Source organism: Chloracidobacterium validum, from assembly GCF_018304825.1.
Taxonomy (GTDB): domain Bacteria; phylum Acidobacteriota; class Blastocatellia; order Chloracidobacteriales; family Chloracidobacteriaceae; genus Chloracidobacterium; species Chloracidobacterium validum.
On record NZ_CP072648.1, the window covers coordinates 1933447 to 1960431 of the forward strand.

Consider the following 26985-nt stretch of genomic DNA (forward strand, 5'->3'; position numbering starts at 1 on the left):
GTCCTCATGGGTGTTATCAAACTTCACGCCGTCACCGACGTGAAGGGTTTGTGGAAGGCAGCTCCGACACAAGCCGCAGGGGCCGTCCAGGCATGAAGCCTGTGGCGCGAGCCGCACACCAAAAACTCATCGTCTCCTCAAAAATGGCTTAACGGGCTGGAAATCTGCCACGACAAACCGTCTTCAATGTGTGTGCCTTTGTTTACGCTTTTGTTCACACGGTTGTCAAACACAAAACAAAGTTTCCCATTGCTAGATCAGCGTTTATGGCTTCTTGCGACATGCCCTTTGCTTATGCGGCGGCACGCGATAGAGATGCCAAGGCCAGATATGAAAACCGTGAGGCAGGGCTAGCCAAGCTATGCGCATCATTTTCATGGGAACACCGAGCATCGCCGTACCAACGCTCCAGCGACTTCACCGGGACGGTCACGATCTTGCGGCGGTCATCACGCAACCAGACCGTCCGGCCGGGCGCGGCCACCACGTACAGCCACCACCAATCAAGGCTGCGGCACAGGCACTAGGGCTTCCGGTCTGGCAACCGACCAAGATCAAGACCCCTGAGTTTCAGGCTCAAATCGAAGACTTGAAAGCGGAAGTCGGGGTGGTCGTCGCGTATGGACGCATCCTCCCGCCGCCAATCCTTGCAGCGCCGCGTCAGGGTTGTTTGAACGTCCACTTTTCACTGCTCCCGAAGTATCGGGGCGCGGCGCCGGTCAACTGGGCCATTGCTCACGATGAAGCCGTGACCGGCATCACCGTGATGTATATGGACGCCGGTCTCGATACCGGCGACATCGCGCTTCAAACCGAATGCTGGATCGGACGCGATGAAACCGCGCCAGAGTTGGGAGAACGACTGTCCCACCTCGGCGCTGACCTGCTGAGCGAAGCGCTCCGGCAACTGGCGGCCGGGACGCTCCCCCGCCGGCCGCAAGATGCCACGCAAGCCACCTACGCTCCGCTTCTCAAACGTGAAGATGGTTGGATTGACTGGGGGCTGCCGGCCACGGCGGTTGCGGCACGGGTTCGGGCATTTCAACCCTTTCCCGGCGTCCATAGCCACCTTGCCGGTCGGCGGGTGACGCTGTGGCGAGCGCGGGCACAACCCGAACGTGCGCCCCACGGCAAGCCACCGGGGACAATTCTCGGCATCGAAGCGGACGGGCTTTTGGTTGCGTGCGGCGCGGAAACCCACCTGGTCGTTCAGGAACTTCAACTCGAAGGACGCGCACGGGTCTCGGCGCGTGACTTCGCCAATGGGTTGCGATTGCAGCCGGGGGCATGTTTCATTTCAGCCACGCCAGCTTCGCTGAGCGCTGACTCTGAGTAAGGCATCAGACAACCCCAAGCATGAGTTCACCGCTGAGTTGGGACGCCTTTTGTGGACAGTTGCGCCCGCCATTCGTCCCGCCTTTTGGATGCCCGGAGACCCTGGCCTTTGCCCTCCCGACGCTCGACGCCCTGCACTGGCTGGATCGCCAAGCGATCAAGCTTGCGGCTCGGCTGGACCGTCCCACCCGGCTTATCTTTGATGAGTCCCCGCCGCCCTACCTTCAGGCGCGCCTGGAAGCCCAGTGCTTCGCCCGGACGGAAGCCGACCCACAGCTTGGACAGATTGTGCCCTATGCAGCGGGCTTTATCCTGCACTGGGTACGGTGCGCCATCCCGACATCAAAGCTCGTCATCCTGTGGCGGGACTATCAAACCAGTCTGGATCGCGCGCACCACATCCCGGCCGGGAACAGCTATGCCGAACGCTTCCCTCACCTGCGCCTTGGGTTGATTGCCGGGGCTGACTTGTTCAACTGCGGGGAATTTTATGCCGCGCACGAAGACTGGGAATCGCTCTGGATGCGCCTGCCTGACGGCGGGGAAAAACTGGTCGTGCAGGGGTTGATTCAACTTTGCGGCGTCCACATCCACCGCCTCAAGGGACGCCAGGAACCCATGCAAACCATGCTGGACAAGGCGCGCGCCAATATCGAGGACGGCGCCGCGACCACCCCTTGGCTCGATGCCGAACGGCTGCTGCGTGACACCGAAGCGATCGTTCGGTCTCCAATGGATGCCCCGATTGGCGCGCCCGAAATCCCGCTCGTCAATGAGCACCCGGATGTGCCGCGCAAGCATCGGTAGCGAGCCTTATGCGAACGATTCTCCTCCTGCTCGCCAGCAACCTGTTCATGACCATTGCCTGGTACGGACATCTCCGACACCGTGGCGTTGCCCTCTGGAAGGTCATTCTTCTGAGCTGGGGAATTGCTTTTTTTGAGTACTGCCTTCAGGTGCCGGCCAATCGCTGGGGGTATGGGCAGTTCACGGCGTTTCAACTCAAAATCATCCAGGAAATCATTACGCTGCTGGTCTTTGTTGGATTCGCCCTGGTGTATCTGCACGAACCCCTGCGGTGGAATTACGCCGTGGCGTTTCTCTTCATTCTGGCGGCAGTGTATTTTGCCTTCCTGCCGGCCCAGTCTGAGGCGAATCCATGAGACCTCTACGCTTCAAACTCGTCGGTATCTGGCTGTGGGGAGTTGCGCTTCTGGCAAGTGCGCTGGGAGCGCCGGAGATTCCCCGTGACAGCCTGCGCTGGCATTACGAACGGGCGCTGGTCCTCAACGCCCAGGATCAAACCGGACGCGCCATGGCGGCCCTGCATCGAGCGCTCGATGCCGCCGAAGATGAGCAACACAGGTTTGAGCGTGTCATCAAGACCAAGCTCCCAGAAGCTGACCGTGCCGCGCTGGAAAACCTGGAGCGCACGGCCCGCGACCGGCGACTTGCCGGCTCACCCACGCAGCGCCAAGCTCGCGCAGCCTTGGGAATGGAATTTGACCGGCTGGCCAGCCGTCATTTGTCAGCGACTGACTTGGAAATCTGGCGGGACTTACCGCTGCGCATCGCTGAATGCCGCTACTTTCTGGCGCAAATTTACTGGCGCAGCGACCGGGCGGCGGATGCCATTTTGGCATTGACGCAAGTCGTTGACGTGCCTGGCCTACCGGAGCACTTTCCGGCTCGTCTGCTGCTCGCGCAGTCCTATAGCCAGCTTGGGGCCTGGGAACGCGCACAGCCACACTTGGCCCGATTGATTGCGGCCACGAATGTCAGCGATCCGGCCGCGCGGCGCGCCCTGGAGCGGCTCCAGAAATCCGCAACCCGGTCGTCAGCCATAGACCACAACCGGGCCTGTGCTGATCTACGGACCGTGGTCAGCGCGGTTGAAAGCGCTTTTCTGGCGAGTCCGGCGACCTACCGCGAGCTGACCCTCGGACGCGGACTCAAAGACCCCCTGGCCTACCTCGAACTGGCCCACTTGGCCGAAGAAGAGGAACAGCTTGCGGATGCCCGCGCCGCCCTGACCGAGGCCATTCGCAGCCGGTCGGACTTCTTCCCGATTGCCTGGCTGGCGCTCGGCGCGGAAGACGAAGCCCAGGCCGAGGAACTTGAAATCGCCGGCAAGCCGGCAGAGGCCTTGGTGGCCTACCAGCGCGCGGCCGAAGCGTTTGAAACGGCCTTCAAGCAGCTCCAGCAACTCGATTTCCAGCCCACGCAAGACTTCGACTCAGAACGCCTCACACGCATTCGCCAAAAGATGGCGGCGCTTCAGAAAAAAGCTTCAACCACCTGAACGCAGCCTGCCAGCGCTCCGGCGGCCAACGAAGTCGGCACGCGGGTACGGTTTGCGGCACGCGCTCGGCAGAATCAGAGTCGCCGATGATGTTACGACTAGACCAATGACTGCCTAGCCAGAAGCAATTCATCGAGATCATCCCGATTTTGTACGCTACGGCTCAATACTCCCAGTCCTCGTGCCGAACCGGCAGGCGGTTGAGAGCTTGCTTGTGTTGCTTCCAAGTCGGCATAAACCGGTCCATCAGTGCGACAAACCGGCGGTTGTGCGTTGGCTCCAAAAGATGCACCATCTCGTGAACGACGATGTACTCCAGACACTCACGCGGCTTCTTGGCCAGGTCAGTGTTGAACCGCAAGTTGCGGGCCTCGGGGTTGCAACTCCCCCAGCGGGTCCGCATCCGCTGCACGAAAAATCGCGCCACCTTCACATCCAGTTCTAGCTCCCACTTGGCGACTAACGGCGGCACGGCCAGCTTCACTTGCTCTCGATACCACGCCTCCAGGAGCGTTGCCCGCTTCGCCGCGTCGGTGCCGGGGCGGATGCCGAGTATCAGCTTGTTGTGCCGGATCTCAATGGCAGGCGGCTCGTCTCGCTCCACCACTGAGAGCAGGTATCGCCTGCCCCAGAGGTAGTGGCTCTCGCGGTCGATGTACTCGCGCTCCGGCTCACGCTCCTGGGCGCAGATTTTTGTCTGCTGCTGGCGAATCCAGGCGAGCTTTGAGATGGCAAACCCCCGGATTGCGTCCATGCTCATCCGCCGCGGCGCGGAGATGCTGACCCGGCCCGCCGGCGGGTGAACGCTGAGGTGGAGGTTCTTGATGTCCTTGAACACCACTTCGATGGTCAGTTCGCCCAGTTGGATCTGCTCGCCCATCAGTATTCCGGCTGCGCCTTAATGATGAGAAACACCCGCTCGACCTCGTCCACGTCTTGCAGCACGCCGTAGAGTGCCGACTTGATGACCTGCTCGCGGGACTGCACACCCCGCCAGCCGTCCGGCCGCGCGTTCTTCACCGTGTCATCGATCCGCAGGGCCAGGTCCACGTTCTGCGCGAGGTTGTTGTAGAGGGCCCGCTTGCCCGGCGTGTCGAGCGTCTCCGGGGTGCCCTCGGCCTGGCCTCCCTCGACCTTCTTCACCAACTCGGCGATCCGCTTCAGGTACGCCTCATACTCAATGGCCTTGGACTTACGGGCGGCGATGATCTCGGCCAGCAACTTCGACATCGTCTCGTAGTACGCCGGGTCGTTCAGGTGATCCTTGATGATCTTGCTACGGACGTTGTTCTCGATGGTCTCGGCGATGGCGTCCTTGTTCCCCTTCATTACTCCCAGCTTCTTGGCAATAGCGTCGGCGATGCCGGTCTTCACGATTAGGTCGAGCAGTCCAATGCTGTCAAACGGCGATATCTTCCGCGGCTCGTCGGCCTCGATAATAGGTATCGATCAGGTGCCGCATGTCGGCTTCGTAGGTCTTCAGGTCGAGCGTCTCACCGCTGGCCATACGGACCACCTCGCGGACCTTCAGGTAGTGATCCATCTGGCCCTTGATCCGGGCGACATCCGCCTCGCTGTAGCCGGCCGGTTCCATCTCGCCAGCCATGTTGGCGTAGGCCCGCACCAGCGCGACCACCGCCTTGTACAAGGCCGTCCGCCGCGGCTCGCGATCCTTCAGGTCGGTCGGCATCTCGGTGTTGCCGCAGAAGTAGTGGATGTGTTCCAGTTCGCCCTTCGGCGGCTCGACCGGCTCGCACAACAGGGCCAGGGCCTCGATGGCGTTGTCCAGCCGCTCCTTGCCCCTGGTCAGGCGGTCTTGCAGCAGCACCTCGGGGTCGGGCCCGCCCGCGCTGTGGTCGAGTTCCGACGTGTACACCGCGATAGCCTTCTCGACCTTCTTGAACAGATCCTTGTAATCCACGATGTAGCCGAAGTCCTTGTCCTCGCCGTCGAGCCGGTTCGTCCGGCAAATGGCCTGGAACAATCCGTGGTCCTGCATCGACTTGTCGATGTAGAGGTAAGTGCAGGATGGCGCGTCGAAGCCGGTCAGCAGCTTGTCCACGACGATGAGCAGCTTCATGTTCGCCGGCTCCCTGGCAAACAGTATCTTGGCCCGCTCCTCGTAGGTCTCCGTCTTCGTCTGGCCGGCGGCCGGCTTCACGTCCTTCAGCAACTCGGTGTAGGTGTTGAACACGAACTGCCTGTCCGTCTCCGTGTTCGCGCCGATCTCCTCCTTCGTCACGTCCTTCGCCTGCGGGTTGTACGATGTGACGACCGCGCACTTGCCCTTGAACGGCGTCTTCTGGAACAGCGTGAAGTACTTGCACGCCTCGTAGATGCTGCCCGCCACCAGGATGGCGTTGCCCCGCTCGTTCGACAGCCGCGGCTTGACGCTGAAGTCGAAGACGATGTCCGCGACCACCTTTTCCATCCGCGAGCGGGAACTGAGCACCTGCTGCATCGTCCCCCACTTGGCCCGCAGTTCCGCCTTCTGCCAGTCATTCAGCCCCTTCGTCTTGGCCTCGAACCAGGCATCAATCCTGGCCTGAGAGCCGAGCCGCTGGTCAATGTCGCGGGCCTCGTACACCAGGTCCAGCACGACCGCGTCCTCGACCGCCTCGCTGAACTTGTACGTGTGGATGTACCCCCCGAAGACCTCCAGGCTCGTCTGTTTGTCCTTCTTCAAAAGCGGCGTGCCGGTGAAGCCGATGAACACCGCTTCGGGCATTATCGCCTTCATCACTCGATGCAGCTTGCCGCTCTGGGTGCGGTGGCACTCGTCCACGAACACGAACACCTCGCCGACCGTCGCGCTGGGCTGTTCCTTCAGGCCCTTCAGGAAGGCATCAATGTCATCCACGTCGCGCCGGCCGAACTTGTGAACCAGCGAACAGAGCAGCCGCGGCGTGGCCTGCCCAAGCTGTTTCAGCAGGTCGTGGCCGCTGCTGGTGCGGTGGATCGTCTCGCCCGCCGCCTCGAACACGTTCTTGATCTGCGCGTCGAGTTCGTCGCGGTCGGTGATGATCGCCACGCGGGCGTTCGGGTTGTTCTCCAGGATCCACTTGGCCAGCAGCACCATGACAATGCTCTTGCCACTCCCCTGCGTGTGCCAGATGATGCCACCCTGCTTGCGCTTGACGAATTCCTGCGCCGCCTTGATGCCGAAGTACTGATGCACCCGCGGCAGCTTCTTCACCCCGCCGTCGAACAACACGAAGTCGTGCATCAGTTCCAGCAGCCGCCGCTTCTCGCATAGCTTGAGTAGGTACTTGTCCAGCTTGAACCGGCTGTTGTCGGCTTCGTCTTCCTTCCATTGCAGGAACATCTTCTCCGGCGTGCCGATGGTGCCGTAGCGTAGCCCCTCGGTGTTGTTGCCGGCAAAGACGATCTGCACCGTGCTGAAGAAACTAGCGTTGAACTCCGGCTGCTGATTGGAGAGCAGTTGACGGATGCCGTCGCCCACGCTCACCGTGCTGCGTTTCAACTCGATGACGCCGATGGCGAGGCCGTTGACGTACAGCACCAAGTCGGGCCGGCGTTCGAGCCCGCCCTTGAGCGTGACCTCCTCGACCAGAACGAAGTCGTTCGCCTCGGGGTTCTGCCAGTCGATCAGGTGGACGGTCGCGGTCGGCTGACTCGCCTCGATCTTGACCGGCACGCCGTAACGGAGCAGCGAGTGGACGGCCTGGTTGTTCTGGTACAGGCTGCGGTTGGGGTTGTCGGCCTCGGTGCGGAGGCGGTGCAGCACCACGGCGATCTGCGGACCGGTCACGCCTCGCTTCGCCAGCCAGGCGGTCAGTAGACCCTCGTCGATGTTGCTGTTGCCGGGCCGATCGGCCCACGAGCCGAGGAAGCGATAGCCGAGTTCGTCGCGGAACAAAGCGATGACGCGATCCTGGGTCGCGCGTTCGGAGGGAAATGGGGAAGTGAGAATGGAGAATGGAGAATTAGTTGGCATCTGGGGTTCTCCGCGAGGCTTTGACAATGGCGACGAGCAGACGGAGGACTTCCTCGCTATCGGCGGCGATGGACTCGTAAGCGGGGCGGTCGAGATACTCGGAAGCGTGAAGAAGTTCGAGCCAGTATAGCGTTTCGTTGGCTTCCTTTAAGGCAATGTCATCTAAGGCAATGCTCATCTTGGGGGTGAAGTCCGGCCTGCTCTCGGCATGTTCTGCCTCGCGCACCAGCGCCCCGATAGCCGTGCTGCTCCGCACGACTTACTTAGAGATGACAAACTCGCGTTTCTCACTCTGCAGAAACCGCGCCAACTTTACCACCCGCACCGCCAAGGCAAACGACTTCACCCTCACCACATTATCTTTCATTCTCCCTTCTCCCTTCTCAACTCGCCATTCTCCATTATTCATTCGCTACCAGATGCGGGTGATGCCGTAGGCGTCGAAAATCGTGTCGGCACTTACCAAGGGAATGTTCTCGATTAACGATTGAGCGACCAGCATTCGGTCGAATGGGTCGCGGTGATGGAACGGCATCGTGGTCAGGCTGTCGAAATGATCGTCGCGGAAAGGCAGCCAGTCGAAGTAGGTGCGTAACATGTGCTGGCGGAAGAACCCGGCATACGGCCCGCCGATATCCAGCTTCTTCAGGCTGAGCTTGATGGCCACTTCCCACGGCGAGACGAGGCTGACGAACTTCTGATTCGCCGGGTCGCAGATGGCCGCCTTCGCGGTCGCGCTGAGTTGCGAGTCGTCCCACCAGAACCACAGCACGGTATGGGTATCCAGCAGCAGCTTCACTCCATGTACTCCGCGAAGTCTTCCAGCGGCGCGTCAAAGTCGGGGGACATCCAGAACGAGCGGTCCTTGGCGGTGCCGGGGACGCTCGGCCAGCTCGCGCGTTCCAACCGCGTGACCACGGCCACCGGCACGCCGTCCGTTGTGAGGATCAATTCTTCCCCACCGGCCATTCCGGCCAGGAGTTCGGGCAACTTGGCTGTGACGGCCGAGAGCGGAAAGGTGCGGGCCATGGTGTTGATCATGTCGTTCTCCTTGGTGCGCCTGTGCAACGATTCCATTATACCAGTTGCGTCCTTCCGGTTATCAGTTCCACCATCACTGTCTTCCATTCTCCATTCTCACTTCTCCATTCTCACTTCTCACTTCTCCATTCTCACTTCTCACTTCTCCATTCTCACTTCTCACTTCTCCATTCTCACTTCTCCATCAAGCGTATTCGCCCGGTGAGTAGTTCCTGCATCATCCCCTGCTTGACCTGTCGGGCCTTGGCCAGCTTCGCCTCCAACGCCGCGATCTCCACGTCCATGTCCGACAGGATGGCAGCGATGGCTTGCTGCTCTTCCAACTTCGGGAACCTGCCTTGAATGGTTGCAAGTGCAGATGCGCTGATGTGAACAACGGCATCGCCTTGTCCAAGACTTGCTTTCTGCCGCGCAATCTCGGACGTGTTCAGGTAAAAGCCAAGAAACAGCGGATCAGCCTTCCCTGTTCGCAGAATGACGATGTCGCCGCCAGCATAGGCTTCGATGTCGTGAATGAATGCGACGCACTTTCCGATCTCCTCTTTCGTCTCACCGGAACCAGCGAACAAGATGTCTCCACGTCTGAGCCGAGTAGCGGTCTGAGCGACCTCTCGGGAAATCCACGAGAAGTACGTTGTTACGTAGTCGTTGTGCCGGGTGTAGATTTCGCCGTAGCGCACACAAGGCAGATCGCCGCTGAACGTCTGCGACTTCGTGACACCGCTGCCTTTCAAAAAAGTGCCCAACTCTCCCAGTCGCTTCGTCTCCCACTCGCCGCTAAAGCCGGGGAGGCGTTTCTGGCCGGTGAGCAGTTGCTGCATCGCGCCGTGCTTGATCTGCCGCTTCTTGGCGACGAGTTGCTCCAGCGACTCGATTAGGGCATCCGCATCCGACAACGCCCCCGCAATCGCCTCCTGCTCCGCCAGCGTCGGCGGAAGGGGAAACGGAACACGATAGAGCGTTTCAGGGGGAAGCCGCTTCGTCCCATGTGTAGACTCTGTGGTGAGTCCACGCAGCTTCTGCGCGTGCCCGATTAACCAGTACAAGACGTAGTTGCTTGCATACCCGTCATGAACAACCAAGCCCTTCATGTCTTGGTTGAATGCGACCGGTAGTTCTGCACGAGCGACGGGAAAAGAATGGGCGAGGATCATTCCCCGAATGACCATGAGGATCGTCCCCGAAGGCATCAGCCGCGCACCCTCCGACACCGCAAGGTTGCTGATATGGTCAACCGAATCGCGAAGTCTTGAAACCTTCATGTCCTTGGGGCTTACCCAAGGAATGTCGCCTTGCCAGTACGCTGGATTTTTCATGCTTGGCGTGCCGCCACTGTACCACCGGCCGACTTCGCCCAGAGGAACGATCCGCCAGTCACTCGGTAGCGGACCGATGTCGAATACATAGTTTGGGGCCGCTACTTCCATGAGAAACCCATCCTTTCCAGATGACTATTCACTTTGGCTTCGAGTTCGGCCACTTGCAAGGTTAGTTGCGGTAATGTGCGTTCGTAGCGTTCAGCCAGTTCTTTCACCCGTTTGGTCAATTGCTGGCTGATGCGGTCCATTTCGCCGTGGATGCGGGCGTCGAGCGTGGCAAGCCATTTGTCCTCGACGACGAGGGTCTTCACCTCGGCCTCGGTCAGCGTCGGGTACTTGGCATAGGCCTTGGCGTCGAGTTCCGCTTCGGCTTTTTTGAGTTGCTGCTTCAGGTCCGTCTCCTCGGCGTTGAGCGTGATCCATTGCTCCAAAACCGCGATCTCTTCCATTCTCAATTCTGCATTCTCCATTCTCCATTCGCGAAGCGTGGCGGAAACGGTCGCCTTGGTGATCTTCTCCAGTTCGCTGAACGCGCCGTCCTCGCCGCCGTGCTCCTCCTCCAACTCGGCCAGCTTCGCCGACACGCCTTCGAGCTTGGCCGTCAGATCGTCGAGGGCGGCTTGTTCCGTGGCGAAGTAGCGGGCGACAATCAACGCCTTCGGCACGAGGTCGCAGGTCCAGCCTTTGTCTTTTTCTTTGCCTTTCTTGTCTTTCTCAATCACTCGATAGGTCTGTACCTTCCAACCGTCGGCGGCGATCAGGTAGCAATCGTCCTGCATCGTCTCGGCCCAGTAATCCATCAGTTGCTGGTAGATGTCGTAGGCGTCGATGAGCGGCTGGCCGTGGTAGTGGTTCAGCAGCCCCTCGGAGAGTTCGCCGATGATCGGCTTGGGGTGGCAACCGGGAGTAAGAGCTTTTAGCGATCTTGCGGCCTTAGTGCGCCAGGCGGCGAAGTGGGCTTTCATCCCGGCGATGAAGGCAGCGAACTCGGGATGCTCGTAGATGGCCGACTTCAATTGAGAATGAGGAATGGCTAATTGAAAATAGCCGGGGCGAATTGAAAATAGCCGGGGCGAAGCGGCTGAAATAGTGCATCGCGCAGTCCGGGGCAGACGGCCCAGTATGGGGCCAGGGCGTTCACGTCGCGGTCGGGAATACCGCCTTGCAGATGGCCGGCGATGTCCTGGATGTCCTTGGGCGTTTGGCTGTCGATGTAGCGCGGCAGGTTCAGGTTGAAGTCGTTCTTGGCGATCTCGTCGAAGGGGACCAGCCGGGAGAAGCGCGGTACCTCGATCTGCCGAGTGAACACGTCCACGATCTTGTGGATGTCCTGGTCGCGGAGGCGGTTCTTCGGCCCGTCCTTCATGAAGCCGCCGCTGGCGTCGATGAGGAAGACCGGTCGCTGATCCGTCGCCCCGGCCTTGTCTATGACGACGATGCAGGCGGGTATGCCGGTGCCGTAGAACAGGTTCGGCGGCAGACCGATGATGCCTTGGATGTACCCCTTGCGGACGAGCTTCTCACGGATGACGGCCTCGGCGTTGCCGCGAAACAGCACGCCGTGCGGTAGGATGCACGCGCCGCGGCCGGTGCTCTTGAGCGAGCGGACGATGTGCAGCAGGTAGGCGTAATCTCCCTGCTTGGCGGGCGGGATACCGAAAGCGGCGAAGCGATCGAACGGATCGTTGGCGGGGTCGAGGCCGGTGCTCCAACGTTTGTCGGAGAACGGCGGATTGGCGACGACGTAGTCGAAGGTCTTGAGGGCGTCGCCATCCTTGAACTTGGGATCGGTGAGCGTGTTGCCCTGCACGATGAGGGCGGTCGGCTGGTTGTGCAGGATCAGGTTCATGCGGGCCAGGCCGCTGGTGGTGGCGTCCTTCTCCTGGCCGTAGAGCGTGACGGCAGTAGCAGCCTCGTCGCCGACCTTCAGCAGCAGCGATCCGGAGCCGCACGTCGGGTCATAGACGGTGGTGCTGGCACTCGTCTTGGCGGTGCGGATGCCAAGAATCTGGGCCATGACGCGGCTGACCTCGGCCGGGGTGTAGAACTGCCCCTTGCTCTTACCGCTTTCGGTGGCGAAGTGCCGCATCAGGTACTCGTAGGCGTCGCCAAGGATGTCGTCGCCGTCGGCCCGGTTCTTCGAGAAGTCGAGGGCTTTGTTCTCGAAGATGGCAATGAGATTGGTCAGCCGCTCGACCATCTCCTTGCCGCTGCCGAGCTTGGTGGCGTCGTTGAAGTCCGGCATGTCGGACAGCTTGTTGGCCGACGCCAGCGGGGCAATGATCTTCTTGTTGATTTGGTCGCCGATGTCGGCCCTGCCCTTGAGGGCGACCATGTCAGCGAAGGACGCGCCTTGGGGAATGGTGATCGGCGCGAACGGCTGGCCGGCGTACTTGTCGCTGACGTACTTGATGAACAGCAGCACGAGGACGTAATCCTTGTACTGGCTGGCGTCCATGCCGCCGCGGAGTTCGTCGCAGCTCGACCAGAGCGACGAGTAGAGTTCGGATTTCTTCAATGCCATCGGTCACTCCCCGTGTCGTGCCGGCCGCTCGACCATCCGCAAAAAGACCTCCATTTCAGCCTGTTCGAGCCGCAGATAGTGGTTAGCCCGGTGGCGATGCGCCTTCACCTTGCCGGGTACAGCCGCCCACCGCCGCAGTATGTTGCGCGAGACGTCCGGTAGCCGCGCAGCCTCGGCGATCTTCACGTAGCTACTCAGCTTTGTCATCTTTCAGTTCCTGACTGAGCGAGGACAGGCAGGAAGATACCTGCCACAATTCCAGTCCACAACCTTTTGCACGGGTTTTGCTGGGTGAACTATGTCTGGGAGGCCGGACGTTCCCGCCGCTTGGCTCACAAGAGCAGAGAGTTCGGAAAATTCGGACAAAGCAATGGGACGCGAAGCCGATTTTGCGGCTTTGAATCATAGCCACCCTGCTTCGCTGTTCTCGGCCGTTCCTGTCTCGAGGTCGGTGAGCGCCGGGTCTGTCGCCCACGGCCGGTCTTTCGTGAAAACCAAGGCCTACAATCGCGGTGGGGCGTCGGCTTGGCGGTCGGCGACCGGCTCTTCACGAAGGGCATCGGCGCAAACCGCCGCGTAACGACACACCAAACACCGCGCGCCCGGCTTGGCTTGAACGTCGGTGGCGGCAAACGTCTGAATCGCGATCAACTCCTGGACGGTGTTCCCGACCACCCGCCGGACGGCGGCGCGGGTGACCTGCTCCAGTGGCAGCTCGAAGCTGCGGTCTGGAGCAAGAAAGTGCAGCGTCGCGCGTACTTCCCGAACGTTTGGCGTCAGCTCCCACAGCGCCAGCGCATAGGTCTGTAACTGAAGCCGGTACTGGGCGACCTTTTCGGCCAGTTCGGCTTCAAAGCCCGGCTCGGCGGGCCTGGCCTTGAACGCATTGGTCTTGAAATCCACCACATGGGCCGTCACGCCCGATCCGGTCGCGGACGGCGTCACCAGTACCTTGTCCATCACGCCCACCAGCAGCGCCGCATCGCATCGCACGATGAATTCGCGCTCGTTCCAAATGGCATAACGCGCATCCGTGCGGGAGGCGCGCCGTACGGTATCAATCTGCCGGCGCATCGCACTCTGGGCGTACCGCTGCGCCAGCCACCATACATCCCGCAAGATGGCGTCATCATCCAGCGTGACGGCTTCCAGATGGCCGGCGGCGCGCAGAAAGGTAATCGCAGCGTGCAGTGCCCGACGCAGCGCCGCCGGAGTCTCATCCTCGGGCTCCAGGGTTTCGCACAACCGATGAATGATCAGCCCACGCGCGGCCGGCGCCAGCCGCGCCTCGGCTTCCGGGCGCTCAACGTCTTCGTCCGGCCGCGCGCCGCCAACGACGTCTTCCCCAAGCGGGTGCAACAATCGCGCGAAGTAGTATTGCCGCGGACAGTTGGCGAAACTGGCCAACTGACGCGCCGTGTAGCGATACCAACCACTGGCCGCGGCCGGGTCGGGCTGGATGGGCGCCAGTTGGTCGTCAAGGTCACGGATGAGGTTGCGCCGGTCGCGTTCGCGCTGCCGGGCGTCACGTTCTGCCTGCTTGACGAAGACCGCTCGACTGGGTGGCTCATCCACAACCGGAGCGGACGGCGCGGGCGCGGGACGGTCCGGCGCATCCGTACCCAGAAAGGCCACCTGCGCGTCATCCAGAGCAAGCGTCGTCACAACCGGCTCAGCGGGCAGTGGCAGCGTGGCTTTGATCCAATCCAGAAAACACCGGGCAGAGCCTTCGGCCGGACTTCGGTCAGTGGCTTCTTCGGCGGCCGAAAGCACTAGGTAGTCCTGCGCGCGCGTCATGGCGACGTACAACTGGCGCATCCGCTCAAACTGCTCCCGGCGCTCAAGCCACTTGAGTACCTGCGCCTTCATTTCGGTTTGGCGCAAACCGCCCAACGTGTCTGGAATCTCAAAACCCAGCCCGCCGTTGCGCTCAAAAACGAACCGACCGGACGTTTGATGCCACCGACGCTGCAAATCCGGGAGCAACACAATCGGGAACTCCAGCCCCTTCGACTTGTGGATCGTCAGGAGCGCCACGGCGTCGAGGCCGAGTTCGAGCTGGGCTTCGGCCTCGCGGGCGTCAAGGCGGCGAAATTCACGGATGTAACTGACGAAATCGCGCAGCAGGTGCGCTTCACGGCGCGCGAACCCACGGGCCAGTGACACGAGCTTGTCGAGATTCGACAACCGTTGCGGGCCGTCTTCAGCCGCCGCGCAGACAATATCGTAGCCGGTTCGGCGAATGACCTGTTCGAGCAGGGTCGGGAGCGGCAACCGGTTTCGGACGGCCAGCAGCTCGTCCAGAATCGTTACCGCCTCTTCCAGCAACGGGCGCTGGTCGTCCGGGAGCGCCGCTTTTTTTTGCCGCGCTTCCAGGCGTAGGTCACTGTAAAGCGATGACCGGCGCGCCACGCTTTCACCAGCCGCCCAGCGCAACCGCAGCAAGGTTTCATCCGACAGCCCAAACAACGGCGACCGCAAGACGCCAGCCAGGGCGATGTCGTCGGCGCGGTTGTCAAGAAACTCCAGCAACGTCAGCAAGTCGTTGACTTCCGGCCGCCCGTAAAAACCGTGGCCGGCCACGATGTAGCACGGCACGCCGGCCCGGCGGAAGGCGCGTTCGTAGGCTTTGACATCCGTCAGCGCGCCCAGCAACAGCGCCATGTCGCGGTAGGTCGGCGGACGCGGCTTCCCATCTGCCGTGTTGACCAGCGGAACCTGTGCTTCCACCAGATGGCGGACGTAATCCGCCAGTCGCGCTGCCTCGATGTCACGTCGTGAGTCGTCGTAGGGTGACCGTCCCTGTTCGGGCTTTGGGACGGCTGTGTAGAGAAACGCCACAGCCGGGCGTTCAGCATCGAGCGGCGGACGAAAGGCCTGCCCCGGCTCATAATCCACGAAGCCGCTCCGATACAGTTGACTCGGCTCGCTCCCGGCCGGGAGCTGCATCACGCGGCTGAAGAAGGCATTGAAGAAAGCAACCAGGCGGGGATCGCTACGGAAGTTGACATCCAGGCGGAGATGCTTGCCCCCCTGCGCTGCCGCCGCTTTCAGGACTTCATCGAAAACCTCGACCTCCGCCCCCCGGAAAGCGTAAATGGATTGCTTCCGGTCGCCGACAAAGAAAAACGTCTGCCCCGAACACGGCCCGGCGGCCGCGCCAAGGGCATCCAGAATGTCCCGCTGAAGGTGGTTGGTATCCTGGAACTCATCCACCAAAAAGTGGCGATAACGCAGACGGACGCGCCGCCGGATGTCTTCCGACCCAAGCAGATGGCGCGCCCTGAGCTGCAAATCCTCAAAGTCGAGCGCCGCCGACTCACGTTTCGCCTGGCTGTAGAGAAAATCTATGCCGCGCAGCAGCTTGAAAACCACCTGCTGGTAATCGCGCGCGCACACGTCCAAGTAAGCGGCCTCGAGCTGACCGCCGCCTTGGCTGCGTGTCCCCAGCCAGGCCTGGAGTGACTTGACCGGTTGGCTGAACTTACCGCGCGCGTCCGGCAGCGCCGCCCGCAGACGCGCCAGCGCAGCCAGGAAGGCCGGCATCTGTTCCGGTGTCGGAGCCGGCTCAATCAGGTCACGCTCTTGCGCCCAGGCTTCCAGGAAGCGTTGAGCCGCCTCGAGTGTTTTGGATGGCTTTTGGGGCTGCCCTTCCTCCACAACCAGCGTCCGCAAGGCTTCTACCCAGCCGTCGGTTTCCCGGTAGCGCTTCTCATAATCATCAGGGGTCAACGTCTTTTGCCGGGTCAAGTGTTCGGCTTCATCCAGCGTCACCCCTAGACTGCGCAGTTGGTTGAATACCTGCTTGAGGGCGGCGACGAGTTCGGCCCGGCCATAGGCCGCCACCAGCTCGGCCGCCAACGGTCCACCGCTATCAATCTCGGCCGTCACCACCTGTTGGGCAGCCAAATCGAGGAGAGCCGTCGCGGTGTATTCATCCAGCGTCGAAAAGTAGGGGTCAACCCCGGCTTCGAGCGGGAACTCCCGCAGCAGCCGGGAACAAAACCCGTGAATAGTGCCGATGGCGGCCGCTTCGAGCTGGCGCTTGCGCTGCCGCCACTGAAGTTCGGCTCCCGTGCCGAGATGAGCTGCAATCCGGGCCTCGATACGTTGCCGGATGCGTTCGCGCATTTCATTGGCCGCTTTGTTGGTGAAGGTAATGGCCACGATGTTTTCGACGCCGACGCCTGGCTGTTCGAGCAAGCGCAGAAACCGCTCGGTCAGGACGCGGGTTTTTCCGGCGCCGGGTCCGGCTGTCACCACAACTGAGCCGTCGAGCGTTTCGACAGCGCGTTGCTGGGCGGGGGTGAAACCGGTCGTGGGATCAAGCGCAATCGTCATTGGGAACCGAGGTTATGGATGAGGCACAGCCAGGCGCAAAGGATGGACATATACTTTGAACCAAATGCTGCCACATGTACATGCCGGCCGCGGGTTGGGTTATAGTCGGCACGCAAATTCTCACAAGGCTTCACGAAACCCGCGCCATGTCGCTTGAAACCCTCGACTCATCGCCGGCCGTTGCGCCGCACCCAACCCTTTCTACCGAACAACAACTTGAAATTTACCACTACCTGAAGCTGACCCGGCTGCTGGAAGAGCGGCTCGTCAACCTATACCGGCAGACGAAGGTCGTTGGCGGCTTGTACCGCTCACTCGGCCAGGAAGCGACCGCCGTGGGCAGCGCGTACGCCTTGGATAAGTCCAAAAACGACATGATTGCGCCGCTCATCCGCGACTTGGGGGCAATGCTGGTTTTAGACGCCACGCCCCGTGAGCTGCTTTTGCAGTACATGGCCAAGCGCGATAGCCCAACCCGTGGACGGGATTTACAGATTCACTACGCAGACCTACGACGCGGCTTCATTGGGCCGATTTCGCACCTCGGCGACATGTTGCCCGTCATGTGCGGCGTGGCGCTGGCGTCCCGGCTCCGCCGCGAACCGCGCGTCTGCCTGGTGTACATGGGTGACGGGGCTTCCTCGACGGGCGCCTTTGCGGAAGGCCTGAACTTTGCCGCCGTCCAGCGCCTACCGGTTGTCGTGATCGTTGAAAACAACGGCTATGCCTACTCCACGCCGACGAAGAAACAAATGGCCGTTGAGCGGATTGTGGACAAGGCCGTTGGCTTTGGCGTCCGGGGTGAGCGCGTGGATGGGAACGACGTCTTGGCCGTGTACGATGTCACCCGCCGCGCCGTCGAACACGCCCGCGCCGGTGGCGGAGTGACGCTCATTGAAGCCGTCACCTTTCGGATGAAGGGCCACGCCGAGCATGACGACCAGCGGTACGTTCCCAAGGAACTGCTCGCGGCCTGGGCGGCCAGAGACCCGCTGGCGCGCTATGAGCGGTATTTGCTCGATTGCGGATTGGCGACGCCGGACGATCTCACCGCCATCACGAACCGCATTACCCGGCAGCTCGATGAAGATGTTGCCTTTGCTGAGGCAAACCCGATGCCGGAGCCGGCTTCAGCACTCCTCGATGTATATGCCTCCTGACACCACGCAACGCGCAGGGAACTTGGTATGGCTGCCGCTCGCCCATCGGTTTCATTTCGGTCAGCGCCTCCGCTGGTCAGCCTGACGAAGGCGTTTCCGACGCCCTTCAAAAACGTCATTGCCACGGCGCGCACCTGCTACTCCGCCCGTGGGCTGGTCCGTGACGAGGACATCCAGGAAGGTTTCGAGCCGTTGGCCCGGAGCATTTACGAAGCCGGCCATCACACGACCTACCAGCATGCGCACTTTCAATTCGCGCTGGCCAATGTCTCGCGGCAGTTCATTTGGAGCTTTCTGCACGCCCACCCGTTTTACAACTCCGAGCAGGTGAGTCAGCGGTACGTCCCGGTCAAACCGGGGACGTACTTCATTCCGGCGCTTTCCGGCGAGGCATTAGCGGTTTACGAGGCCGCCATCGCCCAGCAGTTCAGCGCCTATGAAACGCTGATTGAGGCGCTCCGCCCCGTCGTAACGGCAGAGTACCGCAAGTTGTTTTCAAAGCATGACCCGGCACATCCGAAGGTGCGCAGCAAGATTACCAAGCGCGCGATGGAGGCGGCCCGCTACGTGCTGCCGGTGGCGACGTTTGCGTATCTTTACCATACGGTTTCGGGGATAACGCTGCTGCGCTACTGGCGGTTATGTGAGCAGCACGACGCGCCAGACGAAACGCGGGCGGTCGTGGGGGCGATGGTCGAGGCGCTCCTGGCGCATGATCCGCTCTACCAAACTGTCCTGGAAGCGCCATTGCCACCGGAAGCCATCGGCGAGTTCGCCTTTGCTGAGTGGGGCAATGGGGATGGACAGCGGCGCATCTTTCGCCGTGATTTTGACCAATCGCTTGGTGGCTACGTCTCGCGGCTGGTGGACTGGAAGGCGCGCAATGAACAGCTTCTGGCCGACAGTGCGCGCGAAGTGCTGGGATTGCCCATCACGGCGCTTTCTGACGACGACGCAATCCGGATGGTGCTTGATCCGGCCCGAAACCGCTTGCTGGGCGAAAGTCTCAACCTGACTACCCATGCCAAGCTCACGCGGGCACTGGCACATCCGGGCTATACCTTTCGCAAGAAGTTGAGTCACACGGCGGATTCACAAGATCAGCGCCATCGTATGACGCCGGGTTCGCGTCCGCTCCTGACCGGGCACCTCGACACGGAGCCGGACTATGAAACACCGGTCTTGGTTCAACTCGATGCACGGGTGGAACGGATGTACCGTGAAACGATGGCACGGACGTGGGAAGCGATTGACCGACTCAAGGCGCTGGGTGTTTCGGCGGCGGACGCAGCGTACCTTTTGCCCAATGCGGTCTCCATTCGCTTTACCGAGTCATCCGACCTGCTCAACTTGCACCACAAGCACCGCATGCGGCTGTGCTATTTGGCGCAGGAAGAAATCTGGCGGGCATCGGTCGAAGAAGCGCAGCAGATTCGAGCCATCAACCCCCGGATTGGGCGGTGGTTGCTGCCACCCTGTGGCCAGCGGGCGGTGGCTGGCGCGCGTCCGATTTGCCCGGAAGGCGAGCGGTTTTGCGGCGTGCGGGTCTGGAAGTTGGATATTGACGACTACCGACGCACCTTTTAGCGCCCTGCAAGACGAGGTGGCACAGGCATTCCTGCCTGTGAAAGTGGCACGGGCATTCCTGCCTGTGAAAGTGGCACGGGCATTCCTGCCTGTGAAAGTGACACGGGCATTCCTGCCTGTGAAAGTGACACGGGCATTCCTGCCTGTGAAAGCAAGGCAGAATGATGTCAACCCAAATCGGCAATGAGTTCGCCGAGTTCCGCCGCCATGGTGGGATGGCCATGACGCTCGGCGGCTTGCTGTCCCTGTCGCCAGGCTGCCCGGGCTGCCTCGAAGTCGCCTAGTCGCTGATAGGCCTGCCCAAGCAGGCGGTAGCCGGCCCCCTGATCATCACTCCCGGCGAGATAAGCCGTCAGGTGCTTTATGACGGCCGCATAGTCAGACAGTTTCCAATACTCATTTGCCAATCCGTAGTGTGCCATCAGGTTGTCGGGATTGGCAGCCAGCATCTTGTTCATTGACTCAATCCGCGGCGTCATGCTGACACGTCCTCATGGGCAAGCGTGGCCGATTTGTCGGCACTGGATAGCGAAGGCACTTCGTATTTTCGGAAGGTGAGTTCAGGGTGTTCGATTTCAAGGCACTCAAACAAGCCGCGGGTCATACGTAAGCCACGAGTCACCCAAAACGCGCCACGTCCTTCGTACTCGGTTTCAAGCTCGCGGGGCAATCCACGCAGCTCAACTTCCTTGGACCAAAGAATTACGTCAACCATCATGGTGCCATCATACGCTCTCGGAGGTCGGCGTTGAAACCTTGTCCGGTGAAAGCGGACCTGTCCACGGGACGAGCCAGCCCACCCGAACGAGGTACGTTGCCAGGAGCAGTATCTTCGGCTCGATGTGCGGGAGGCCGGCAAGAATGTCGGCCAAGGTGCTCTGGCCGTCGAATAAATCAAAAAGGGCGATATTTGAAGGCGATAGATGGGCGGCTTCCAGCGCGGCTTCCAACGCAGGGGTCCGGCGATAAGGTACATCGAGCCGTGGGGCGAGCTTGGGATCGCTCAACAGCAGTACCAAGTCTTCACTGATTTCAAGGGTTTCCAGCGGTGAGGTGATGCGCGTGTGCGTGCCCTGATTTTCCGCCCATTCAATTTCGTCGGCAACCGTTGCCAAAAGCAGTGCCGGCGTCACAGGTTTGACGAGCGACGACAGCCGCAGTCGCTCCATGGCACGCGAGAGCACTTCGTCAGGCAGGCGAGTCAGTGCAATGATTGGCGTGGTGACAAGCTGTTCGCGCATGAGCCGCGCCGGGGCTAACTCACCAATGCCCGGCGTGGTATCCACGATGACCAGCGTGGGGGGCGGGTTGCAATGCGGGCGAGCGGCATCCGGGTCTGGGAAGACCGTCACTTGGTAGCCGGCCAAGCTGAGTGTCTTCTCGATGAGCTGCCCCGTTTCCGAGTCACTACCAATAAAGAGAATGGTTTGGTGGCGAAGGATACTCATGGCTGCTTCACAAAGGCAGCCGCCAATACCTCTAGCCGCCGGATGCGCTTGTCAAAAACGGCGTTTCTGATTTCGTGGAGAACGTCAAGCTGCTCAAGCTCAACCAGCACGATGTTGATCTGCCACATGACTTGCTGGCGCAACTTGCGGCAGTGCTTTTTCTCGGTGGAATCCGTACGGCGATACCACGCTTCGAGGGTGGCTCGCTTGAACTCGAACTGCCGTTGCTTGAGTTCTTCAACCAGGCCAAGAAAGCGCGTCTCGAGGTCGGCATCACTGGACTCACGGGTGCGCAAGTGATCCCGGAACCGGGCACAAATCCGTTCCGCCAGAACGCGCTTGATGCCAGCCGCCAAAGCAATATCGCTCGGCAGTCCGGTCGTGTAGCTTTCGATCCGAGACATGCCCGCCGCAAAGAGCTTTTGAATCGTCCGCTGCCCAACGCCTTCGACTTGCTTGAGTAAGGTCGTCACGACAATGCTTTCGGATGAAGCCTCCGCCATCGGGATAAAGAAAGCGCTGGGGAGGTATTCCTCCAGATCAGCATAGGCGCTCAGGACCCGAAGCTTCCAGTGCCGCCCATAACGGCGACGGTCGCCTTCACTGCGATCTTGCAGGAGCGCTGCCTCGAATCGCTCTAGCCGACCGCTCAGGTCTATGAAATCAATCGAGGCTGACGCCCGGCGTAAGTTGACGACGGCCGGCCGGCAGGCTTCCAGCCAATCGCGGGCAAAGCTGCCTTTGCGCAACTCGACGATAAAATCCTTGATAGGTTGGATGTAACCGGCCGCAATATCGGTAAACAACTGCCGAACTTCGTCCGGGACACCAGCTTCGGTCGCGTCTGTGCGCCAGGCGCCTTCAGGCAACGCAAATTCCGACGTCGGATGCACCACAGCGTCAAATGCGCCTTCGAGACTTCCAATCACGTCGTCAAGGAAGTCATCGTCAATATCCACAGCCAAGTCGTCGAATGGGTCTTCATTCCCGTCAAAGGTCACTTCCGTGGTGATCCGCCGGGCAGACTGCGTGGTGGTCGGACTTGGCATCGAGGGGGGAACGACCGTAAGCAATCCGTGGAGGCGCTGGGTGAGCTGGCGCGCCAGTGAAACGTCCACCGGGCGGGAGGAATCGCTGAAGGCCCGCACCACATCCACGAAGCAGGCGGTGGACTGAACCAAGCCATCCAGCGCCGCGGTTTGTCGTTCTGGACCAAAGCTTGCCAAGCGGAGGGCAAGGTCAGCCGCCGCCTCGGCCAGCGCCAGCAGAGCCTCGATCCCTTCCATGAGGTGCTCTGGCAGTCCGCTCGGTGCGCGGCGCAGTTCCCGGACGGCCGTGAGCAGTTCATCCGTATGCTCACAGACGGCCAGAAAGTACGCCGGGTTATGGGGCGCGCGACGCACGCGCTCAAGGTAGAGCTTCAGAAGTGTCGTGTGGTCTTCGACGCCAACGACGAAGGCTTCAAGCGTGGTGAACCGATCCATGGAGCTGTTATGTACGCCGTAAAATGTGAAGCTAGTGTAACACATGCGGACGACATGTGTGACGCATGAGAACGTACGATTGTGTAGCCAACACTGGTCTCACCCACGCCCCTGATGGACATCAGCCTCAGTGCGGCCAGTCTGCGCTATCTGTCTGATGAATCTGTCTGGTTGACCAGACCAGCCAGCGCGGCTGGCAACTCGACCTCCATCCGGAGCAGCGCCGTGCTATAGGTTTTCCCTTGCGCGTCACTTCGCAGGGACACCGTCCCACCCCCGCCAAGGGACTTATGAAGCAGGAAGTTGAGTGCCTCCAGATTGGGCAGCTCGTGGCGTTCGACCGGGCCTTGGCAAAGTTCGGCGAAGTGTGCCTTGACGCGCTCTGCCGTGACTTGCTCGCGCAAGACCGGATAAAACTCTGGACGGCGCGCGATGAGGCCGATGTTTGATGTATCGCCTTTATCCCCTGAACGCGCGTGGGCAATGTCGAATAACTTCACGTGCATGGTGAGTGCCTCAAACCGAGCTTTCTATGCTTGGGGTCGTGCCAAGCCTGCTAATCACGCTCAACCGCCAGCGCCACGGCATTGCCACCTCCCAAACACAGAGCGGCGACGCCCCGTTTAGCCTGGCGCGCTTGCAGCGCATGAAGGAGTGTCACGAGAATGCGCGCGCCACTGGCGCCAATCGGATGCCCCAGCGCGATCGCGCCACCGTTGACGTTGACCTTGGCTGGATCAGCACCCACCTCCTGTGTGACGGCAATGGCCTGCGCCGCAAACGCTTCATTGAACTCGAACAAATCCACGTCATCCACTCGCCAACCAGCTTTGGCAAGCACCCGCCGTGTCGCTTCGACCGGGGCCATCATAATCAGCTTCGGCTCAATGCCGCTCATGGCCTGAGCAACAATGCGCCCTAGCGGTTGGCGGCCTAAGCGTTCCGCCTGGGCCGCCGAAGTGACGACAACCGCTGCCGCGCCGTCATTGATGGTCGAGGCATTGCCAGCGGTAACAGTCCCGTCTGGCTGGAAAGCCGGCTTGAGTTTCATCAGCATCGCGGCCGTGGCGTCGGCGCGCGGGCCTTCGTCAACGGCAAAGACCACCGGCTCGCCTTTCCGCTGGGGGATGGTCACCGGCTCAATCTCGGCCTGAAATGCGCCGGCCTGCTGCGCGGCAATTGCCTTGGCTTGCGAACCGACCGCGAAAGCGTCCTGGGCTTCGCGTGAAATGCCATAGCGTTCGGCGACCACTTCGGCCGTGCAGCCCATGTGCCAGTTTTCAAAGGCGCACCACAGACCATCGTGAATCATCGCATCGAGGAGTTCGCCGTGCCCCATGCGGTAGCCTTCCCGCGCTTTCGGCAGCACGTAAGGCGCGTTGGTCATGGATTCCATGCCGCCAGCGACGACAAACTCGGCGTCGCCAGCCTGAACTGACTGCGCTGCCAGCATCACAGCCCGCAGCCCCGAACCACAGACTTGATTGACCGTCAGCGCGGCAACGGCGGGCGGCAATCCGGCGCCAAGCGCCGCTTGGCGGGCTGGGTTCTGCCCAAGTCCGGCCTGGAGAACGCACCCCATGACGACTTCATCCACCTGGACGGCATCAATACCGGCGCGCTCGATGGCAGCGCGGACGGCCCTTGCGCCCAGTTCTGGAGCGGTACAGGGCTTGAGTGAACCTTGAAACTTCCCAATCGGGAGACGAGCCGCAGAAAGAATGACGGGAGTAAGCATTGTGGATGATTTCTCGCAGAAGAATAATGACGTTGGCGTAGTATATGCCAAGTTGGCACTCGCAGACTATGGTCGTTATCTTGGAGTAAAGCATGGTTGGTGGACACACCTATCTTTCGATGACCAAACTGGCAGGAGAAGGCGTTCTTCAGGTGGAAGCCCGCACCCGATGCGGCGAGCTTGCTTGGCGCCCGGTCGCGGTGGCTCCGGTGACACGCTTTGTGGCGGATGACGACGGCATACGTTACACCCTGACCGACGGCCGCGATGGGCTGCCGACCATGCTCACGGCGTTTGACCCGGCGCGGCGAATCGTGCTGTGGAAGACAACCGGAACCCCAAGCACGAATCCGACCCTTGAGGCGCTGGCTGCTATCGTCAAGACCAAGTTTGCGCCGGCCAAGTCACCGCTGGAACCAGACATGTCGCGGATTTTGATGTTCCCGTTGCGCCGGGCTGTCCCTGACCAGGCAACGACTTGGATTGAACGCAGCGCCTAGCCACACATCGGGGACGGGAAAATCCCCAGAAACGATGGGGATGGCGGATTCTCTTGAAGGTAAGCTTGAAAAAAATCCCGGCTGGCTACCCCGGCAGTGAGCGATAGCTTCGTGTCCTCCGGGGCGTGGGGCTGGCAGCCTGCAAGGCAGGGATTGCCAGAATCCATTGCCATTGTTCATTCCGCCTTTTGCCCCCCTTGCAACCGGCAGAAGGTCTCCGGCACACTGCGCACCAGGGCGTTCACGCTCTGGTTGTTGCCGGTTGGGAGAACTTTGCTATGTCCGCACCCGTTGTCCTGGCGCCACCCCGCCGCTTGACCCTTGAAGAGTTTCTTGCCTACGGTGAGCCTGACCGCCGCTATGAGCTTGTCCGAGGTATCCCGGTTGAGATGCCCGCCCCCTCCAAACGCCACCAGGCCATCGTCACGGCGCTGTTGACCCGCTTCAACTGGGTGATTGCCGAGCGCGACCTGCCCTACACCGCGACCGTGCTTGGGGTACAGACAGAAACCGATACGGTGCGCATTCCCGACATCGTGGTATGCCACAAAGCGGTGGGCGATCCGCGGACGCCGGAAGCGGCGGATGGGGTGGTGCGGCTGGCGTTGGCGGCGGCGGTGCTGGTGGTGGAGGTGACGAGTACGAACTGGCGGGATGATTACGAGGCGAAGCGGACGGAGTATGGGCGGCGTGGGATTGGGGAGTACGTGATCGTGGACACGCGGCAGGATCGGGTGGTGGTGTGTCGGCGGCCGGTTGTAGGGGAGGGGAGGTATGCGGAGGTGCTGACCTACGGCAGTGGGGAGGTAATGAGTCTGGAGGCGCTTGGTGGCGTGGCGATTGCGGTGGATGGAGTGCTGGGTGGGGAGACGGCGGATGAGGTGGCCCGGGCGGAGGTGGAGCGGCTGGCAGCGGAGCGGTCGGCGCGGCTCGATGCCGAAGCCCGCGCCGCAGCCGAACACCAGGCCAAGCTTGATGCCGAAACCCGCGCCGAAGCCGAACGCCAGGCCAAGCTTGATGCCGAAGCCCGCGCCGCAGCCGAACGCCAAGCCAAGCTTGACGCCGAAGCCCGCGCCGCAGCCGAACGCCAGGCCAAACTTGACGCTGAAGCCCGGATGCAAGCCGCCGAAGCCCGCGCTGAAGCCGAACGCCAGGCCCGCGCCGCCCTTGAGGCTGAACTGGCCCGTCTTCGCGCCCAACACCAAGCGTCACCGGGTACAAAGTCCTGACGGTGCGCGCAATGCTTTTCTGAAGTGCTCAAACCGGCTTCACCTTGTCGCGCAAGTGTTGGGGTTTCATGCCGCGTGAGGTGTAACCGTACACTGACTGCCTATGGCTGCTGCGGATGTCCACGCTTCACTAGCCTCGGCGGCCGTCCGGCGCGTTCTTTGGACGCTCCTGGTTGCAAACCTGCTGGTGGTCGCAGCCAAAGCCATTGCCGGATGGCAGGCCAACTCGCTTGCCGTCCTGAGCGATGCCGTTCACTCACTCACCGATGCGGCCAATAATCTGATTGGCGTCTGGCTCATCCGGGCGGCGGCCAAACCACCCGACCGGGAGCATCCCTACGGCCATGCCAAACTCGAACCGATTGGGGCTTTTGTCGTTGCGGCCCTGATGGGACTGATGGCCTACGAAATTGGACGTGAAGCCGCGCTCCGGCTTTGGTCAGGCGTTGTCACACCAGTCACACTGACGCCGCTGACATTTGCCATCATGCTTGGCACGCTGGCCATCAACTTGGCGGTCGTCTGGTATGAGCGGTGCGCCGGCCGCCGTCTGGGAAGCACCTTTTTGCTTGCGGATGCCCAGCACACACTGAGTGATGTGTATGTCACGCTGGGCGTCCTGGTCGGGTTGGTGGGGATAGGGGTCGGCTGGGCTTGGCTCGACCCCGTGGCCGCGTTGGTCGTCGTGGCGGCCGTTGGCTGGGGCGCGTATCACGTTCTGGTTACCGCCATCAATGAACTGATGGATGCCGCCGCCGTGGACAGCGCAGACCTCATTGCCCTGGCACGGCAACATCCCGATGTGGTGGATGTCCGTTACGTTCGGTCACGGGGACGCGGGGCACACGGTTTTGCTGAACTAACCCTGGTTTTCCGGCACAACGACTTGCGCCGCGCCCACGCAACCAGTGACCTTTTGGAAGAACAAATTCGGCAGGCCCACGGCATCACCCACATCACGATTCACCTTGAGCCGGCTGAACCTGCGGCGGCGGACGCCGTGACCTCGTAAGGAGTCT

27 protein-coding genes are annotated in these 26985 nt (G+C 61.3%); 9 read left to right on the plus strand and 18 right to left on the minus strand.

Annotation, left to right across the window (positions count from 1 at the left end; all coding sequences use genetic code 11):
• The first annotated feature begins 361 nt into the window (after positions 1–361).
• The 4 genes from fmt to J8C06_RS08075 are packed head-to-tail and all read left to right on the plus strand — an operon-like array spanning position 362 to position 3637.
• Entirely contained in the window at positions 362–1336 is a 975-nt protein-coding gene (gene fmt / locus J8C06_RS08060) for a methionyl-tRNA formyltransferase (RefSeq protein WP_211428201.1), read from the plus strand.
• 20 nt (positions 1337–1356) lie between these two features.
• On the plus strand, positions 1357–2142 hold the full coding sequence (locus J8C06_RS08065; RefSeq protein ID WP_211428202.1) for a DUF309 domain-containing protein: 786 nt from the start codon (positions 1357–1359) through the stop codon (positions 2140–2142).
• Between the two features lie 8 nt (positions 2143–2150).
• Complete coding sequence (locus J8C06_RS08070; RefSeq protein WP_211428203.1) at positions 2151–2498, plus strand: DMT family protein; 348 nt, start codon at positions 2151–2153, stop codon at positions 2496–2498.
• On the plus strand, positions 2495–3637 hold the full coding sequence (locus J8C06_RS08075; RefSeq protein ID WP_211428204.1) for a tetratricopeptide repeat protein: 1143 nt from the start codon (positions 2495–2497) through the stop codon (positions 3635–3637). The genes J8C06_RS08070 and J8C06_RS08075 overlap by 4 nt, the downstream gene beginning before the upstream one ends.
• A gap of 163 nt (positions 3638–3800) precedes the next feature.
• Here J8C06_RS08075 and J8C06_RS08080 read toward each other — a convergent pair whose 3' ends face one another.
• The 11 genes from J8C06_RS08080 to J8C06_RS08120 all read right to left on the minus strand — a co-directional run bounded on the left by J8C06_RS08080 (position 3801) and on the right by J8C06_RS08120 (position 16820).
• Entirely contained in the window at positions 3801–4517 is a 717-nt protein-coding gene (locus J8C06_RS08080) for a M48 family metallopeptidase (RefSeq protein WP_211428205.1), read from the minus strand.
• On the minus strand, positions 4517–5011 hold the full coding sequence (locus tag J8C06_RS15490; RefSeq protein ID WP_455423688.1) for a hypothetical protein: 495 nt from the start codon (positions 5009–5011) through the stop codon (positions 4517–4519). Before J8C06_RS15490 ends, J8C06_RS08080 begins: the two co-directional genes overlap by 1 nt.
• A gap of 25 nt (positions 5012–5036) precedes the next feature.
• Positions 5037–7595 (minus strand): type I restriction endonuclease subunit R, encoded by a 2559-nt coding sequence (locus J8C06_RS08085; protein ID WP_455423689.1) that lies wholly within the window; start codon positions 7593–7595, stop codon positions 5037–5039.
• Positions 7585–7851 (minus strand): four helix bundle protein, encoded by a 267-nt coding sequence (locus tag J8C06_RS08090; RefSeq protein WP_343216847.1) that lies wholly within the window; start codon positions 7849–7851, stop codon positions 7585–7587. Before J8C06_RS08090 ends, J8C06_RS08085 begins: the two co-directional genes overlap by 11 nt.
• Positions 7852–8007: 156 nt before the next feature.
• Positions 8008–8394, minus strand: coding sequence for a type II toxin-antitoxin system VapC family toxin (locus tag J8C06_RS08095; RefSeq protein WP_211428206.1), 387 nt, complete (start codon positions 8392–8394; stop codon positions 8008–8010).
• A complete protein-coding gene (locus J8C06_RS08100) occupies positions 8391–8636 on the minus strand; it encodes a type II toxin-antitoxin system Phd/YefM family antitoxin (RefSeq protein ID WP_211428207.1) in 246 nt (81 codons plus the stop codon). Before J8C06_RS08100 ends, J8C06_RS08095 begins: the two co-directional genes overlap by 4 nt.
• 173 nt (positions 8637–8809) lie before the next feature.
• Positions 8810–10063, minus strand: a complete 1254-nt coding sequence (locus J8C06_RS08105; RefSeq protein WP_211428208.1) for a restriction endonuclease subunit S — start codon at positions 10061–10063, stop codon at positions 8810–8812.
• Positions 10054–10971, minus strand: coding sequence for a hypothetical protein (locus J8C06_RS15495; protein WP_455423690.1), 918 nt, complete (start codon positions 10969–10971; stop codon positions 10054–10056). The genes J8C06_RS08105 and J8C06_RS15495 overlap by 10 nt, the downstream gene beginning before the upstream one ends.
• A gap of 17 nt (positions 10972–10988) precedes the next feature.
• Positions 10989–12479, minus strand: coding sequence for a type I restriction-modification system subunit M (locus J8C06_RS15500; RefSeq protein WP_455423691.1), 1491 nt, complete (start codon positions 12477–12479; stop codon positions 10989–10991).
• Between the two features lie 3 nt (positions 12480–12482).
• Positions 12483–12686, minus strand: coding sequence for a MerR family transcriptional regulator (locus J8C06_RS08115; RefSeq protein ID WP_211428209.1), 204 nt, complete (start codon positions 12684–12686; stop codon positions 12483–12485).
• A gap of 294 nt (positions 12687–12980) precedes the next feature.
• Entirely contained in the window at positions 12981–16820 is a 3840-nt protein-coding gene (locus J8C06_RS08120; RefSeq protein ID WP_211428210.1) for a UvrD-helicase domain-containing protein, read from the minus strand.
• 146 nt (positions 16821–16966) lie between these two features.
• Between J8C06_RS08120 and J8C06_RS08125 the strand changes: the two genes are divergently transcribed.
• A complete protein-coding gene (locus J8C06_RS08125) occupies positions 16967–17980 on the plus strand; it encodes a thiamine pyrophosphate-dependent dehydrogenase E1 component subunit alpha (RefSeq protein WP_211428211.1) in 1014 nt (337 codons plus the stop codon).
• 27 nt (positions 17981–18007) lie between these two features.
• Positions 18008–19567: an FAD-dependent thymidylate synthase gene (locus tag J8C06_RS08130; RefSeq protein ID WP_211428212.1), complete on the plus strand. Its 1560-nt coding sequence runs from the start codon at positions 18008–18010 to the stop codon at positions 19565–19567.
• A gap of 167 nt (positions 19568–19734) precedes the next feature.
• On the opposite strand, the gene J8C06_RS08135 is transcribed toward J8C06_RS08130, so the two are convergent.
• The 6 genes from J8C06_RS08135 to J8C06_RS08160 all read right to left on the minus strand — a co-directional run bounded on the left by J8C06_RS08135 (position 19735) and on the right by J8C06_RS08160 (position 24237).
• Positions 19735–20046: a hypothetical protein gene (locus J8C06_RS08135; RefSeq protein WP_211428213.1), complete on the minus strand. Its 312-nt coding sequence runs from the start codon at positions 20044–20046 to the stop codon at positions 19735–19737.
• Positions 20043–20285: a hypothetical protein gene (locus J8C06_RS08140; RefSeq protein ID WP_211428214.1), complete on the minus strand. Its 243-nt coding sequence runs from the start codon at positions 20283–20285 to the stop codon at positions 20043–20045. The genes J8C06_RS08135 and J8C06_RS08140 overlap by 4 nt, the downstream gene beginning before the upstream one ends.
• Before the next feature lie 7 nt (positions 20286–20292).
• Entirely contained in the window at positions 20293–21015 is a 723-nt protein-coding gene (locus J8C06_RS08145; RefSeq protein ID WP_211428215.1) for a response regulator transcription factor, read from the minus strand.
• A complete protein-coding gene (locus J8C06_RS08150; protein ID WP_211428216.1) occupies positions 21012–22499 on the minus strand; it encodes a hypothetical protein in 1488 nt (495 codons plus the stop codon). The genes J8C06_RS08145 and J8C06_RS08150 overlap by 4 nt, the downstream gene beginning before the upstream one ends.
• A 146-nt stretch (positions 22500–22645) precedes the next feature.
• Entirely contained in the window at positions 22646–23005 is a 360-nt protein-coding gene (locus J8C06_RS08155) for an AtuA-related protein (protein ID WP_211428217.1), read from the minus strand.
• A 50-nt stretch (positions 23006–23055) separates the two neighbouring features.
• Positions 23056–24237, minus strand: a complete 1182-nt coding sequence (locus J8C06_RS08160) for an acetyl-CoA C-acetyltransferase (RefSeq protein ID WP_211428218.1) — start codon at positions 24235–24237, stop codon at positions 23056–23058.
• A 92-nt stretch (positions 24238–24329) separates the two neighbouring features.
• Between J8C06_RS08160 and J8C06_RS08165 the strand changes: the two genes are divergently transcribed.
• Complete coding sequence (locus J8C06_RS08165) at positions 24330–24737, plus strand: hypothetical protein (RefSeq protein ID WP_211428219.1); 408 nt, start codon at positions 24330–24332, stop codon at positions 24735–24737.
• Here J8C06_RS08165 and J8C06_RS08170 read toward each other — a convergent pair.
• The gene (locus J8C06_RS08170; RefSeq protein WP_211428220.1) at positions 24734–24910 is read right to left on the minus strand and encodes a hypothetical protein; all 177 of its coding nucleotides are present in this window, start codon (positions 24908–24910) and stop codon (positions 24734–24736) included. The genes J8C06_RS08165 and J8C06_RS08170 overlap by 4 nt on opposite strands.
• Positions 24911–25015: 105 nt before the next feature.
• Here J8C06_RS08170 and J8C06_RS08175 point away from each other — a divergent pair, with 105 nt between their 5' ends.
• The gene (locus tag J8C06_RS08175) at positions 25016–25966 is read left to right on the plus strand and encodes a Uma2 family endonuclease (RefSeq protein ID WP_211428221.1); all 951 of its coding nucleotides are present in this window, start codon (positions 25016–25018) and stop codon (positions 25964–25966) included.
• Between the two features lie 103 nt (positions 25967–26069).
• Complete coding sequence (locus J8C06_RS08180; protein ID WP_211428222.1) at positions 26070–26978, plus strand: cation diffusion facilitator family transporter; 909 nt, start codon at positions 26070–26072, stop codon at positions 26976–26978.
• The last annotated feature ends 7 nt before the right edge of the window (positions 26979–26985 follow it).